Below are 12,691 nucleotides of genomic sequence, written 5' to 3'. Positions count from 1 at the left end.
GCGCGATCACCACCACATTTGGTGGGACAAAAATTTTCGAAAGGATTTCCGCATGGGTGCCACCGTCAAGGTCGACAAGAGCAATTTTCAGGCCGATGTGCTTGATGCCAACGTACCGGTCGTCGTCGATTTCTGGGCGGAATGGTGCGGTCCCTGCAAGATGATCGCGCCGGCGCTCGAAGACATAGCCACCGAACTCGGCGCAAGGGTGAAGATCGCCAAGCTGAACATCGACGAGAATCCCGAACTCGCCGCCCAGTTCGGCGTGCGCTCGATCCCGACACTGATGATCTTCAAGGGCGGCGAAATGGCCGACATGAAGGTGGGTGCCGCGCCGAAGACAGCGCTGTCGCACTGGATCAATGGCAACCTCGCCTGATCCGTCTGAAATTCCTGATATATCAAGCCCGGCCTTCGCGCCGGGCTTTTTGTTGGCGTCACCTACAGCGCCGCGCGTCCTTGGGTCATGCGCTGGGCCGCTCTGGCCCTGACGTCCGCGCACTCCATGTCTTCTGTTGGCAGCGCCAACAGGGAGAAACGACATGACCGGATCCGCCAAGGCCACCGTCTTCATCGACAATGGGCGTGTCATCGTCACCGAGTACCGCTTCGCGCCGGGCGACAACACCGGCTGGCATCGCCATGGCCATGACTATGTCGTGGTGCCGCTGATGGACGGCAAGGTGAAGCTGTTGACCAAGGACGGCGAGAGCTTCGCCGAGATGAAGAAGGGCGCGCCCTATTTCCGCAAGGAAGGCGTCGAACACGACGTCATCAACGCCAACGAAGGCGAATATGCCTTCATCGAGATCGAACTGAAGTGATGGCATGCCATCATCTGCCATCTTGATGGCAGGCCCAGGAAAGGCTATATCTTTCTCAAAAGGGAGTTTGAAATGGCCGAACCCCAGCTTTCCGTCCGCAGCGCAAAAGCACGTGATCTTGCGCATCGACTCGCTCGTCGCGAAAACCGCTCAATAGCTGATATCGTCGAACGCGCGCTTGAATCCTATGAGATTCGGGAGGCCGGGCGAGAACCGGCATCCGCCTTCTACTCTCGCCTGACGGCGAGCGTTGGCGTCGACATCGATCTGGAAGAAATCATCCGGGAAAGCCGCAAGGTCCATACAGGGCCGGAGCTTTGATTTTCGTCGACACCAATGTGATTTCAGAGAGCCTTAGAAAGGCGCCTGACGCGACTGTCATGGCTTGGCTGGTCCGCAACGATGCCGAACTGGCGCTTCCCACGGTGGCGATTGCCGAAATCGCTTTCGGCATCCAAAAGATACGACCTGACGAGCGTGCCGATCGCTTGGAGCAAGGTCTCTCCCAATGGCGCCATCGCTTTGCCGGTCGCATTTTTGGGCTGACGGAAGAGGCGGCTCTGGCTTATGGCGAGATTATGGGAACGGCGACGCGCCAGGGCCGGGGCATGTCGGCACCCGATGGCATGATTGCAGCGATAGTTCGCGTGAATGGCGGTCGGCTGGCAACGCGTAACCTGAACGACTTCGGCCCGGCCAACCTTGAGCTGATCTCACCTTGGGATTTCTAGGGCGTTTCACCGTTTCACGGAAAAGGCGGAATGCTCTACCAGTCGGCGATACGATCGCCTCCGGCGAATTGCGCGCTTTTTTCGGTATATTCGAACAGCTCGATCTTCACGTCGTTGGGGTCGCGGATCCAGGCCTGGAAGGTGTCGTCGCAGGCGCGTTTCTTTGACGTGACATCGACGCCCTTCGACCTGATATGGGCGATAGCGGCGTCTATGTTCTCCACTTCGAGGCAGAGATGGTTGATCTGGTTCAGGTCGCTGTAGTGAGCTCCGTCCTTCTGGAACACCTCGACATGGCTGCGCCCGCCGCAATCGAGATAGAACCCGAAAATCTTGCCGTCACGCAGGAAATTGAAGCGGGTGTCCATGCCCAGCACGTCGCGGTAAAAGCTTCGCGTCACCTCCAGGTCGTCAGCGAAGATACAGACGTGAGCGAGCTGCTTGACCTTGATCATGACTGGTTCCTCGCGGTCGCCGATATCCAACCTCAGGTCGGCGGCGTGCCGTTCTCGGCCAGCACCGCGCCGGCTAGGTACAATGAACCGCCGATCAGGATGCGCGGCGGCGGGCCGTCCCAGGTGTCGCGCAGCAGCATCAGCGCGTTGGCAACGGAACTCACCGGCTCGGCCGTCAGTCCCGCTTCCGTCGCGCGGATCGCCAGTTCGTCGTTCGGCACGCCGGCCTCGCTGAGGCTCACCGGCACTGTGTAGACATGCCGAGCCAAGCCTTTGAAGGCACGGAAATAGCCGCTCTGATCCTTGGTGTTGATCATGCCGGAGATGAGCAAGAGCGGACGCGGGTTCTTTTCTTCCTGCTCCGCCAGTGCTTCGGCAATAACCACGCCGGCGCCCGGGTTGTGGCCGCCGTCCAGCCAGATGTCGGCACCCTTCGGCGCCAGTTCGGCCAGACGGCCCTGCGCCAGCTTCTGCATGCGGCCGGGCCAGGCGACATTGATCATCGCCTTTTCGGCGGCGCGATGGCTGATCTCGAAACCGGCCGCCTTGACCGCGGCGATCGCCGCCGCCGCATTGGCGAATTGGTGGCGCCCCGGCAGCCGTGGCGGCGGCAGGTCCATCAAACCGTCCTCGTCCTGGTAGACCATGCGGCCGTTTTCCTCAAAGGCGAGGAAATCCTGACCATAGACGAAGGTCGGGCACTCCAACCGCTCCGCGGTCTCGATCAGCACCTGCAGCGCGGTCTCGCTTTCCTGTGCGCCGATGACCACCGGGCAGCCAGGTTTGATGATGCCTGCCTTTTCAGCGGCGATCAGTTCGACACGGTCGCCGAGATAGGCCTCGTGGTCGAGCGACACCGGCATGATCACCGATACGGCCGGCTCCTTGACGACATTGGTGGCGTCGAAACGGCCGCCGAGCCCGACCTCGATGATGGCGGCATCGGCCTGGTGTTCGGAAAACAAGAGGAAGGTGACGGCGGTGAGGATCTCGAAGACGGTGATCGTCTCGCCTTCGTTGGCCCTGGCGACGCGGGCGATGGCATCGGCGAACACCCTGTCCTCGACCAGCCTGCCGCCGCCATCGGCGGCCAGCCGGTAGCGCTCGTGCCAGTTGACCAGATGCGGCGAGGTGTGGACATGGACGCGGTAGTCCGCCGCCTCGAGCAGGGCGCGCGAAAAGGCGGCGCACGAACCCTTGCCATTGGTGCCGGCGATGTGGATGACCGGCGGCAGCCGGTCCTGCGGATTATCAAGCCGCTCCAGCAGCCGCGAAATGCGGTCGAGCGAAAGGTCGAAGCCTTTCGGGTGAAGCGCCATCAGGGCTTCGATTTCGCGGTCGGCGGCAAGCGTCATCATGGAAGAATCCTATGCGGGTCGCGAGGCGCGCGCAATCGCGGTCGCGGCGCACGATGTCGCGTCAGGCTTGCGGTCGGGCTTCCGTCGCAATGGTGGCCGGCGGCAGGATTTCCGGCTCCAGCGGCTTCTGCTCCTCCGGCAGCTTGAGCAGCATCTTGAGCAGCCGCGCGATGGTTTCGCGCAGCTCCAGCCGCGACACCACCATGTCGACCATGCCGTGCTCCATCAGATATTCGGAGCGCTGGAAGCCGTCCGGCAATTTCTCGCGGATCGTCTGTTCGATGACGCGTGGTCCGGCAAAGCCGATCAGCGCGCCGGGCTCGGCGATATGTACGTCGCCCAGCATGGCGTAGGAGGCAGTGACGCCGCCGGTGGTCGGGTTGGTCAAAACGACGATGTAGGGAAGGCCTGCTTCCTTCAGCCTGTCGACGCCGACCGTGGTCCTCGGCAATTGCATGAGGGACAAAATACCTTCCTGCATGCGGGCACCGCCGGAGGCGGCGAACAGGATCAACGGCCGCTTGCGCTGCAGGGCCGCTTCAAAGCCACGCACGATGGCGTCGCCGGCGGCCATGCCGAGCGATCCGCCCATGAAGGCGAAGTCCTGCACCGTGACAACGACCGGCAGGCCCTCGACGGTCCCCAGCGCGTTGATGATCGCGTCTTCCAGGCCGGTCTTGGCCTTGGCGTCCCTCAGCCGGTCGACATAGCGCTTCTCGTCACGGAATTTCAGCGGATCCTGCATGACCTTGGGGTTGTCCAGGGTCTCGTATTTGCCGTCGTCGAAGAAGAATTTCAGCCGCTCCTTGGCCGAGATCTTCATGTGATGACCTGACGAAGGGATGACGAACTGGTTGGATTCCAGATCCTTGTGGAACACCATCTCGCCGGTCTCCGGATCCTTGATCCAGAGATTCTCGGGCATGTCGGTGCGCCGGCCGAGCATCGAATTGATCTTCGGACGAACGTAATTGGTGATCCAGTTCATCGCTTCGGCTCCTGTCCTGACGAAGAGTTAGTGCATGTCGCCCAAAAGTGGAAACCGGTTTTGGGATAACGACATGCGCAAAGCTGAGGTAGGAGAACTATTCGGCGGCAGCAAGGCGGGCCGAGCGCACACCTTGCGCAAGGCCGCTGACCAGCGTGGCGACGGCTTCGGCAGGGTCGGCGGTCTTCTCGCCTTTCGGCCCCAGCACGTTGGCCACGGCATTGACGATCGCGGTGCCGACGACGACGCCGTCGGCATTGGCGCCGATCACGCGGGCCTGCTCGGCGGTCTTGACGCCGAAGCCGACGCAGACCGGCAGGTCGGTGTGGCCCTTGATGCGCTTGACCGCCGCCGCCACCTTGCCGGTGTCGGCCAGCGCCGAGCCGGTGATGCCGGTCATCGACACATAATAGACGAAGCCTGACGTGTTCTGCAGCACCTTGGGCAGGCGCTTGTCGTCGGTTGTCGGCGTTGCCAGCCGGATGAAGTTGATGCCGGCCTTGAGCGCCGGAATGCACAGTTCCTCGTCCATCTCCGGCGGCAGGTCGACGACGATCAGCCCATCGATGCCGCTGGCAATAGCATCCGTGAGGAAGCGGTCGACGCCGTAGATGTAGATCGGGTTGTAATAGCCCATCAGCACGATCGGCGTCTCATTGTCGCCGGTCCGAAACTCCGACGCCATTTTCAGTGTCCTGACCAGCGTCTGGCCGCCTTTCAGCGCCCTGAGGCCCGCGGCCTGGATAGCCGGACCGTCGGCCATCGGGTCGGAAAACGGCATGCCGAGCTCGATGATGTCGGCGCCCGCGCCCGGCAGTGCCTTCATGATCGACAGCGAGGTGTCGTAGTCCGGGTCGCCGCCCATGAAATAGGTGACGAGCGCCGGGCGGCCTTCGGTCTTCAGCTTCGCCATGCGGCGATCGATGCGGGTCACCATGATCAGATCTCCATGCCCAGCATCGAGGCCACCGTATGCACGTCCTTGTCGCCACGACCGGACAGGTTGACGATGACGATCTGGTCCTTATCCATCCCAGGCACGATCTTCACCGCATGCGCGATGGCATGCGCCGATTCCAGCGCCGGGATGATGCCTTCGACCCGCGTCGTCAGCTTGAAGGCCTCCAGCGCCTCGTCGTCGAGAATAGGTACATATTCGACGCGGCCCGAGTCGCGCAGCCAGGAATGCTCCGGACCGACGCCGGGATAGTCGAGACCGGCCGAGATCGAATGCCCGTCCATGATCTGGCCGTCCGCATTCTGCAGGAGATAGGTGCGGTTGCCGTGCAGCACGCCGGGTTTTCCTGCATTCATCGAGGCGCAATGCTCGATGCCGTCGAGGCCGCGTCCGCCGGCCTCGATACCGATGATGCGAACCTCTTTGTCGTCCAGGAACGGATGGAACAGGCCGATGGCGTTGGAACCGCCGCCGACAGCGGCGATGATGGTCTCCGGCAGCCGGCCTTCCTGTTCGAGGATCTGCGCCCGCGCCTCGATGCCGATCACCGACTGGAAGTCGCGCACCAGCTCCGGATAGGGATGCGGTCCGGCGGCGGTGCCGATCAGGTAATAAGTATCCTCGACATTGGTCACCCAATCACGAAGGGCTTCGTTCATGGCGTCTTTCAGCGTACCATGACCGGCGGTTACCGGCCGCACTTCGGCGCCGAGCAGCTTCATGCGGAAGACATTGGGGCTTTGCCGGGCAACGTCGGTGGCCCCCATATAGACGACGCAGGGAAAGCCGAAGCGGGCCGCGACCGTGGCCGAGGCCACGCCGTGCTGGCCGGCACCGGTTTCGGCGATGATGCGCTTCTTGCCCATGCGCTTGGCCAGCAGGATCTGGCCGAGACAGTTGTTGATCTTGTGCGAACCGGTGTGGTTCAGATCCTCGCGCTTGAAATAGACTTTTGCACCACCGAGATGCCTAGTCAGTCCCTCGGCGAAATAGAGCTTCGAGGGCCGCCCGGCATAGTGGGTCGAAAGATCGGTCAGTTCAGCCCTGAAATCCGGATCATTCTTGACCTCGTTCCAGTGCCGCTCCAGGTCGAGGATCAGCGGCATCAGCGTTTCGGCAACGAAACGACCGCCAAAAATGCCGAACATGCCCTGTTCGTCGGGTCCGGTGCGGAAGGAATTGGGTGTCGCCGGCTTGTTCATCGCCGATCTCCTGGCATCTTGATGTCTTGAGCATGTCCTTGTCGCAAAACCGGTTCCCAACATGCTCTGGATTGAACCGGTCAGGCGGCGCGGTTGTCTCGCGCTGCCCTGACGGCCCGGAAAAATTGTTCGATCAGCGCCGGATCCTTGACGCCCGGCGCGCTTTCCACGCCTGAGGAGATGTCTATTCCGGGCGGGTTGGCAAGCCGAAGGGCATCGCCGATATTGGCGGCGTTGAGCCCACCGGAAAGCATGTAATCGACACCGCCGTCAAGGCCGGCAAGAATGCGCCAGTCGAAGGCAACGCCATTGCCGCCCGGCAGTTCGGAGCCTTTCGGTGGCTTGGCGTCGAACAGGAAGCGGTCGGCGATGCCGACGAACGGCTTTATCCGTTCGAGATCGGCGGCCTCGCTGAGCGGCAGTGCCTTCATCACCGACAGGCCATAGCGGGCTTTGACCTCGGCCACCCGCTCCGACGTTTCCGAGCCGTGCAACTGCAGCATATCGGGCTGCATCTTGGCAACGATTTCGTCCAGGAAGGCGTCGCTGGCATCGACGGTGACGGCAACCGCTTTGGCTTTGCCGCGCGCCGCCTCGCGCAGGCGGCCAGCCTCGGCAGGCTCGACATAGCGTGGGCTTTTCGGGAAGAAAATAAAGCCGACATGGCTGGCGCCGCCGGCCAGCGCCGCGGCCATTGCCCCGTCGGTCTTCAAGCCGCAGATCTTGATGTCGAGTGCCATGCGCGGGAATTGGCATGAAAAGCGAAAAGAGTCGAGAAAAAGCATACTGTTTGCCGGCAAGGCCAAAGGCGCTACTTATGGATGGACAAGGCGGGAGCAGGATCATGACCGAGAGAACCGTTGCCGAACTCAGGCAGAAGATTTCGCAGGCGCGCGAGGTCATCGCGCACCTGATGGACAAGGCCGCCTTCAACGGCGCCGAGGCGCACCGCGCGCTCGACTATTTCGGCAGCGATGCCTTCGACGGCAATTTTTTGCCGTGGCCGCATCATGGCGACGAGGGGTTGCGACCGGATGAACTCAACGCCGCGAATGACGATTGACGTTACTCGAACGCAATCGCCTGAAGCGCGCCGCCATTGCGCTTCAGCCAGGCCTTGCAGCGTTCGGTGTCCGGGCAAAGCTGCTCGCACAGCTTCCAGAATTTCGGACCGTGGTTCATCTCCTTGAGATGCGCAACCTCGTGCGCGACGAGGTAATTGATGACCGGCGACGGCGCCATCATGATCCGCCAGGAGAACGACAGATTGCCGTCGGAGGTGCAGGAGCCCCAGCGGCTCGACGTGTCCTTGAAGCGGACGGCCTTGGCGCGCTTGCCCAGCGCCTGCGTGTGCTTGAGCACCAGCTTCTCGATCTCCTTCTTGGCCTCGCGCTTGAGAAAGTCGGCGATGCGGCGCGGCAGGTGAATGCGGTCGCCATGCACGATCAGCAGCGGGCCGCGCTCATCGCTCGACACCGTCACGGTCCCGCGGTTTGAAGGCTCGTGGACGATGCGGTGCGCCACGCCACGCACCGGGATCTTGATGCCGGGGCGCACCTGCGGCCGAGCCGGGACCTTGGCCAGCCGCTGTTCCAGCCAGTCCTGATGGCGGTCGAGGAATTTTTCCACCTCGCCCCGGCGCAGGCCCGGCGGCACGGTGATGCGCAGGCCACGGCCACCGGAATCGATGCGCAGCGTCAGGCGCCTTGCGCGGTCGTTCTCGACGATCTTGAGCGGCAGCGAGCGGCCGGCAACGACATGCTCGCGCTCTTCGGGCGCGGGCTTGGGCTTTGTCAAATTGCGGAAGAAGCCGAAAGACATGGCCGGACGATACGTGATTCGAGGAAAACGAATAGAACAAAAAAGAAACGGCGCCGCTTTCGCGACGCCGTTTTTCACGATGTGACCAGTCGCCGGGTCATTAGAGCGACGTGCGTCCAATTGGACGCACAAAGTACGCTCTAACACTTTTGAATCTACGCATCGTGCTTTCCGAAAATCGAAGTCGATTTTCGGGCCGATGCGCTAGTCGTCAAGCAGGTTCGAGCCCTTGCCACGCTTGGTGGTCGTTCCGGTGCCCGGGTCGGTCTTCGTCGGCGCCGTCGACTTGTTGCGGTTGGCCATGAAGCGGTCGAACTCGTCCTGGTCCTTGGCGCGACGCAATTCGCGGGCGTACTCGTCGAACTGCGTGAGCATCTCGTCTAGCTTGCGGCGCTCTTCGTTCAGGCGCTCAAGTTCCTTTTCGCGCCAGTCGTCGAAAGCGACGTTGCCGGTGCGGGCGGAGCCGTGACCCCAGCGCGCAGCCTTGTCGGAACCGCGGCGGCAGCCGGCGAAGATGCCGTCGGTGGCACGGTTGACGTCACGCTTGAAGCCCTCGAGGCGGTCGCCCCAGATGATGTAGGCGAGCATGGCGAAGCCGAGTGGCCAGAACACCATGAAACCGATCACCATCAACGCGATGGTTGCCGGCGTCCAGGCCGGGCGGATCAATGCGGATGTGTTCATTTTCTCCCATTCCTTCGGTTGGAGACAGCCAAGACCGGCTGCGTGGAATCGAAATGGGAAGAAGAAAACGGCGATTCAAGACAATGTCCGCCAAATCCGGACAAGCGGCTGAAATGATTGTTGCTTTTTGAGTGCTTCGAGGAAAAGCACGACCAATCCGGCGACAAGTCCCCAAAATGCCGCGCCGACGCCGAACAGCGTCAACCCCGAAGCGGTGACGGCGAAGGTGACGGTGGCGGGCATGCGTTCGCCTTCGTCCTTCAAGGCGATCGACAAAGCATTGGCAAGCGGCGACATCAGCGCCAGACCCGCCACCAGCACGATCAGGCTCTGCGGCAGGACGGCGAAGATCGCCACCAGCGACGCGCCGAAAATGGCGAAGACGAGATAGGCGAGCGCATAGAACGGGCCGGTCTTCCAGCGCTCGGTGGGGTCCGGATGGACGTCGGGCCCGGTGCAGATCGCCGCCGAAATCGCCGCCAGATTGGTGGTCGAGCCGCCAAACGGCGCCGACAACAGCGAAAACAGGCCGGTGACGCCGATCAGCGGGCCTGGCTCCGGGTGATAGCCGGCGGCGCGCAGCACGGCGAGGCCGGACAGGTTCTGTGAAGCCATGGTGACGAGATAGAGCGGCAGCGCCAGGCCGATGATCGCGGCGGCGCTGAACTGCGGCGCGATCAGCGTCAGCGTCGACAGTTCCGGTGTCGGCAGGCCGCCGACGCGGCCGGTGAGAAATGCCGCGAGGCCGCCGCCGATCAGCACGACCAGCACCGACACCGCCGGATTGAACAGCCTGATGACGAAAAAGGCCGCGATCAACGGCAGGATCAGCCAGGGATCGGCGGGGATGGCCTTGACCGCGTTGATGGCGAAGCTGACGAGGATGCCGGCCAGCATGCCGGATGCCACCGACGCCGGTATCCTGGCGATCAGCCGCGTCAGCGGTCCGAACAGGCCGGTGGCGATCAACAGGATGCCGGTGACGATGAAGGCGCCGACCGCCTCGTTCATCGAAAAGCCGCTCGATGCGGCGATCAGCGCCAGGCCCGGCGTCGACCATGCGGTGATGACCGGCATCTTCGTGCGCCAGGACAGCCACAGGCACTCGATCGCCATCGCCAGGCAGATCGCCGTTACCCAACTCGCCGTCTCGATCTGCGTCGCGCCGACCGCCTTGGCGGCGGCAATGACGATGGCCAGCGTGCCCCCGAAGCCGACGATGGCCGCGACGAAGGCGGATATCGGAATGGAAAGGCGCATCAGTTTCCCCTCTGTGCCATCGCGTCGACGGCCCGCACCAGCATGTCGAGATCCTGCGGCCGCGACAGGCGGTGGTCGCCATCGGGGATCAGCGACAAGGTCACGTCGTCGGCCGGCAGCAGGCTGACCAGCTTCAGCGCATGGCTTGCCGGCACGTCCGTATCGGCCAGCCCCTGCAGGATGTGCACCGGGCAATGCGTGTCGATCGGGCCCGTCATCACCCTGTTGTCGCGCCCATCCTCGATCAGGGCGCGTGTGTAGATGTAGGGCTCGGCGGAATAGTCCGACGGCTCCTCGAAGAAGCCTTTTTTGGCGAGGTCGCGTTTCTGCGACTTGGTCAGCACCGGTTCGACCAGTTCAGCGGTAAAGTCTGGCGCCGGCGCCAGCAGCACCAGGCCGGAGACGTTGCTGTCGCCCGCCTTGCGCAATTCCTGCACCATGCGCAGCGCAATCCAGGCGCCCATCGAGGAGCCGACCAGGATCTGCCGGCCCTTGGTGAAATGCCGGAACACGGCAAGGCTTTGCGCAAGCCATGTCGAAATCGTGCCGTCGGCAAAGGCGCCGCCGGATTCGCCATGGCCGGAATAATCATGGCGCAGGAACGCGCGGCCTTCCCTTGCCGCCCAGTCCGACAGCGTCTGCGCCTTCGTGCCCAGCATGTCCGACTTGTAGCCGCCGAGCCAGACGATGCCGGGTGCGGAACCGGCAGTATGGCGCACCGCGATGCGCGATCCGTCGACATCCAGAAAGAGTGGGGGCGTGGCGTTCATGGCATTTTCCTCAACGTCGGTCTTGTGGCACAGCCAGCGGCGAGGCGGAAAGTGCTCGCGATGTTCTTTGTTTGGTGCAGGGCAGCGATCAGGGTGATTTTCTGTCAATGCTGTGCTATTGACTCCGCCCGCGCGCTCACCACATTGACGCGTCACGCATCAACACTGACAAACCCTGAACGAAACGGCCAAGGAGACCACGACCATTCGCAGACCTTTCAAAGCAGCGGCGCCGACCAAGGATGGCCCGCGCTCCAACCGTGATATCCGGGTTCCCCGGGTCCAGCTTATCGACGCCGAAGGCCAGAACCGCGGCGATGTTTCCATCAACGACGCATTGCTGCTCGCCGAAGAGGCTGGGCTCGATCTCGTCGAGATATCGCCCAATGCGGTGCCCCCCGTCGTCAAGATCCTCGATCTCGGCAAGTTGAAATACGCCAACCAGAAGAAGGCGGCCGAGGCGCGCAAGAACCAGAAGGTCATCGAGATCAAGGAGATCAAGATGCGCCCGAACATCGACAGCCATGATTACGAGACCAAGATGAAGGCGGTTCGCCGCTTCTTCGAGGAAGGCGACAAGGTCAAGCTGACGCTGCGGTTCCGTGGCCGCGAGATGGCGCATATGGAACTCGGCATGCAGCTTCTGAACAAGGTCCGCGAGGAAGTGGCGACCATCGCCAAGGTCGAGGCGGAACCGAAGCTCGAAGGCCGCCAGATGATGATGGTGCTGTCGCCGCGCTAAGGTGTGCTGAGCAACACACCTGAGACGCGATGGCGTCAGGCTTGGTATCGCGCTTAAATCCGCCTGAATCACATCCCAAGGCGTCCCGGCGATCGGCGGGACGCCTGTTTTCTTGGCAGAGGCTGGGATCGCCGGTTCTTTTTTATGTCGTCTTCCCAAAACCGGGGCCACTTTTGGGACGACATCAGGCTCTTCGACGATCGGATTCCAACCTTGGACAAAGAACTCAAATACGGGCTGGGTAACTACCAGCATACGCGCCGGATGGTGCTCGCCGGGCTCGTGGCGGTGCTGTTCGCGGCGCTGTTGTTTGGCCAATCGACGTTTCCGCCCGACACGCCGGTGCATGAGTCGATTGAAATGTTCGGCGTGCTGCTGATTTTCCTCGGCATCGTCGGGCGCCTTTGGTCGACGCTCTACATAGGTGGGCGCAAGGCTTCCGAGGTGGTGACCGGCGGGCCCTACTCGATCACCCGCAACCCCCTTTATGTGTTCTCGACCGTGGCCGCGGCCGGTGTCGGCGCCCAGATCGGCTCATTCTCCGGCATCATCTTGTTCGCGGTGCTGTGCGCGGGCGCCTTCCATATCGTCATCCTGCGCGAGGAGAAATTCCTCAAGGAAGCGCTTCCCGCCACATATCAGGCCTATCTGGCGAGAGTGCCGCGCTTCTTCCCGAAGCTTTCCCTCTACCAGGAGGGTGATACCGGCAGCTTCAAGCCGCGTCTGCTGTTGACCACGCTGCTCGACGGCCTGGTGTTCCTCGTCGCGCTGCCGGCCTTCGAGCTGATCGATGGCGCCCAGCAGTCGGGCATGTTGCCGGTGCTGTTCCGGCTGCCCTGACTCAAGGGCAGAGCCGCATCTCTACAGGTGTTGCACAGCAGCCGGCTTTGACGTATAG

The 12,691-nt window shown here is 62.5% G+C and carries 17 protein-coding genes; 7 read left to right on the top strand and 10 right to left on the bottom strand.

Annotation, left to right across the window (positions count from 1 at the left end):
• The first annotated feature begins 52 nt into the window (after positions 1 to 52).
• From trxA to NKH02_RS13550, 4 genes are all read left to right on the top strand, one after another.
• On the top strand, positions 53 to 379 hold the full coding sequence (gene trxA / locus NKH02_RS13565; protein ID WP_352870657.1) for a thioredoxin: 327 nt from the start codon (positions 53 to 55) through the stop codon (positions 377 to 379).
• A gap of 163 nt (positions 380 to 542) precedes the next feature.
• Positions 543 to 824, top strand: coding sequence for a cupin domain-containing protein (locus NKH02_RS13560; RefSeq protein ID WP_352879330.1), 282 nt, complete (start codon positions 543 to 545; stop codon positions 822 to 824).
• Between the two features lie 72 nt (positions 825 to 896).
• A complete protein-coding gene (locus tag NKH02_RS13555; RefSeq protein ID WP_023761145.1) occupies positions 897 to 1,145 on the top strand; it encodes a hypothetical protein in 249 nt (82 codons plus the stop codon).
• Positions 1,142 to 1,555 (top strand): type II toxin-antitoxin system VapC family toxin, encoded by a 414-nt coding sequence (locus tag NKH02_RS13550; RefSeq protein ID WP_352879328.1) that lies wholly within the window; start codon positions 1,142 to 1,144, stop codon positions 1,553 to 1,555. Before NKH02_RS13555 ends, NKH02_RS13550 begins: the two co-directional genes overlap by 4 nt.
• A gap of 35 nt (positions 1,556 to 1,590) precedes the next feature.
• Here NKH02_RS13550 and NKH02_RS13545 read toward each other — a convergent pair whose 3' ends face one another.
• The 6 genes from NKH02_RS13545 to NKH02_RS13520 form a co-directional block, all read right to left on the bottom strand.
• Positions 1,591 to 2,010 (bottom strand): VOC family protein, encoded by a 420-nt coding sequence (locus NKH02_RS13545; protein WP_352879327.1) that lies wholly within the window; start codon positions 2,008 to 2,010, stop codon positions 1,591 to 1,593.
• A gap of 32 nt (positions 2,011 to 2,042) precedes the next feature.
• Complete coding sequence (locus tag NKH02_RS13540; RefSeq protein WP_352879325.1) at positions 2,043 to 3,368, bottom strand: bifunctional folylpolyglutamate synthase/dihydrofolate synthase; 1,326 nt, start codon at positions 3,366 to 3,368, stop codon at positions 2,043 to 2,045.
• Between the two features lie 61 nt (positions 3,369 to 3,429).
• Positions 3,430 to 4,356 carry an acetyl-CoA carboxylase, carboxyltransferase subunit beta gene (gene accD, locus NKH02_RS13535; RefSeq protein WP_352870661.1) on the bottom strand — a complete coding sequence of 309 codons (927 nt, stop codon included), beginning with the start codon at positions 4,354 to 4,356 and terminating at the stop codon, positions 3,430 to 3,432.
• Positions 4,357 to 4,453: 97 nt separating this feature from the next.
• On the bottom strand, positions 4,454 to 5,293 hold the full coding sequence (gene trpA, locus NKH02_RS13530) for a tryptophan synthase subunit alpha (RefSeq protein ID WP_352879323.1): 840 nt from the start codon (positions 5,291 to 5,293) through the stop codon (positions 4,454 to 4,456).
• 2 nt (positions 5,294 to 5,295) lie between these two features.
• Entirely contained in the window at positions 5,296 to 6,516 is a 1,221-nt protein-coding gene (trpB, locus tag NKH02_RS13525) for a tryptophan synthase subunit beta (RefSeq protein ID WP_352879322.1), read from the bottom strand.
• A gap of 80 nt (positions 6,517 to 6,596) precedes the next feature.
• Positions 6,597 to 7,256, bottom strand: coding sequence for a phosphoribosylanthranilate isomerase (locus tag NKH02_RS13520; RefSeq protein ID WP_352870664.1), 660 nt, complete (start codon positions 7,254 to 7,256; stop codon positions 6,597 to 6,599).
• A 104-nt stretch (positions 7,257 to 7,360) separates the two neighbouring features.
• On the opposite strand from NKH02_RS13520, the gene NKH02_RS13515 reads away from it, so the two are divergent.
• Positions 7,361 to 7,579, top strand: coding sequence for a hypothetical protein (locus tag NKH02_RS13515; protein WP_352870665.1), 219 nt, complete (start codon positions 7,361 to 7,363; stop codon positions 7,577 to 7,579).
• Between the two features lie 2 nt (positions 7,580 to 7,581).
• Here NKH02_RS13515 and NKH02_RS13510 read toward each other — a convergent pair whose 3' ends face one another.
• The 4 genes from NKH02_RS13510 to NKH02_RS13495 all read right to left on the bottom strand — a co-directional run bounded on the left by NKH02_RS13510 (position 7,582) and on the right by NKH02_RS13495 (position 11,051).
• A complete protein-coding gene (locus NKH02_RS13510; RefSeq protein WP_352879320.1) occupies positions 7,582 to 8,337 on the bottom strand; it encodes a M48 family metallopeptidase in 756 nt (251 codons plus the stop codon).
• A gap of 204 nt (positions 8,338 to 8,541) precedes the next feature.
• Complete coding sequence (locus NKH02_RS13505; protein ID WP_352870667.1) at positions 8,542 to 9,021, bottom strand: DUF2852 domain-containing protein; 480 nt, start codon at positions 9,019 to 9,021, stop codon at positions 8,542 to 8,544.
• A 75-nt stretch (positions 9,022 to 9,096) separates the two neighbouring features.
• Positions 9,097 to 10,281 carry a benzoate/H(+) symporter BenE family transporter gene (locus NKH02_RS13500; RefSeq protein ID WP_352879318.1) on the bottom strand — a complete coding sequence of 395 codons (1,185 nt, stop codon included), beginning with the start codon at positions 10,279 to 10,281 and terminating at the stop codon, positions 9,097 to 9,099.
• Positions 10,281 to 11,051: an alpha/beta hydrolase gene (locus NKH02_RS13495; RefSeq protein WP_352879316.1), complete on the bottom strand. Its 771-nt coding sequence runs from the start codon at positions 11,049 to 11,051 to the stop codon at positions 10,281 to 10,283. Before NKH02_RS13495 ends, NKH02_RS13500 begins: the two co-directional genes overlap by 1 nt.
• A gap of 205 nt (positions 11,052 to 11,256) precedes the next feature.
• Between NKH02_RS13495 and infC the strand changes: the two genes are divergently transcribed.
• Together infC and NKH02_RS13485 are read left to right on the top strand one after the other, a co-directional pair.
• Positions 11,257 to 11,793, top strand: coding sequence for a translation initiation factor IF-3 (gene infC / locus NKH02_RS13490; RefSeq protein WP_013528312.1), 537 nt, complete (start codon positions 11,257 to 11,259; stop codon positions 11,791 to 11,793).
• A 213-nt stretch (positions 11,794 to 12,006) separates the two neighbouring features.
• A complete protein-coding gene (locus NKH02_RS13485) occupies positions 12,007 to 12,633 on the top strand; it encodes a methyltransferase family protein (RefSeq protein ID WP_352870670.1) in 627 nt (208 codons plus the stop codon).
• Positions 12,634 to 12,691 lie beyond the last annotated feature (58 nt).

The organism is Mesorhizobium sp. M1396, from assembly GCF_040317725.1.
Taxonomy (GTDB): Bacteria; Pseudomonadota; Alphaproteobacteria; order Rhizobiales; family Rhizobiaceae; genus Mesorhizobium.
Note: the sequence above shows the minus strand (reverse complement) of the source record. Positions and strands in the feature narration are given on the sequence as shown.

What these genes read in the sequence shown, in the direction of transcription:
- trxA (WP_352870657.1), top strand. Translation starts at nt 53, where the DNA reads ATGGGTGCCACCGTCAAGGTCGACAAGAGCAATTTTCAGGCCGATGTG.
- NKH02_RS13560 (WP_352879330.1), top strand. Translation starts at nt 543, where the DNA reads ATGACCGGATCCGCCAAGGCCACCGTCTTCATCGACAATGGGCGTGTC.
- NKH02_RS13555 (WP_023761145.1), top strand. Translation starts at nt 897, where the DNA reads ATGGCCGAACCCCAGCTTTCCGTCCGCAGCGCAAAAGCACGTGATCTT.
- NKH02_RS13545 (WP_352879327.1), bottom strand. Translation starts at nt 2,010, where the DNA reads ATGATCAAGGTCAAGCAGCTCGCTCACGTCTGTATCTTCGCTGACGAC.
- NKH02_RS13540 (WP_352879325.1), bottom strand. Translation starts at nt 3,368, where the DNA reads ATGATGACGCTTGCCGCCGACCGCGAAATCGAAGCCCTGATGGCGCTT.
- accD (WP_352870661.1), bottom strand. Translation starts at nt 4,356, where the DNA reads ATGAACTGGATCACCAATTACGTTCGTCCGAAGATCAATTCGATGCTC.
- trpA (WP_352879323.1), bottom strand. Translation starts at nt 5,293, where the DNA reads ATGGTGACCCGCATCGATCGCCGCATGGCGAAGCTGAAGACCGAAGGC.
- trpB (WP_352879322.1), bottom strand. Translation starts at nt 6,516, where the DNA reads ATGAACAAGCCGGCGACACCCAATTCCTTCCGCACCGGACCCGACGAA.
- NKH02_RS13520 (WP_352870664.1), bottom strand. Translation starts at nt 7,256, where the DNA reads ATGGCACTCGACATCAAGATCTGCGGCTTGAAGACCGACGGGGCAATG.
- NKH02_RS13515 (WP_352870665.1), top strand. Translation starts at nt 7,361, where the DNA reads ATGACCGAGAGAACCGTTGCCGAACTCAGGCAGAAGATTTCGCAGGCG.
- NKH02_RS13510 (WP_352879320.1), bottom strand. Translation starts at nt 8,337, where the DNA reads ATGTCTTTCGGCTTCTTCCGCAATTTGACAAAGCCCAAGCCCGCGCCC.
- NKH02_RS13505 (WP_352870667.1), bottom strand. Translation starts at nt 9,021, where the DNA reads ATGAACACATCCGCATTGATCCGCCCGGCCTGGACGCCGGCAACCATC.
- NKH02_RS13500 (WP_352879318.1), bottom strand. Translation starts at nt 10,281, where the DNA reads ATGCGCCTTTCCATTCCGATATCCGCCTTCGTCGCGGCCATCGTCGGC.
- NKH02_RS13495 (WP_352879316.1), bottom strand. Translation starts at nt 11,051, where the DNA reads ATGAACGCCACGCCCCCACTCTTTCTGGATGTCGACGGATCGCGCATC.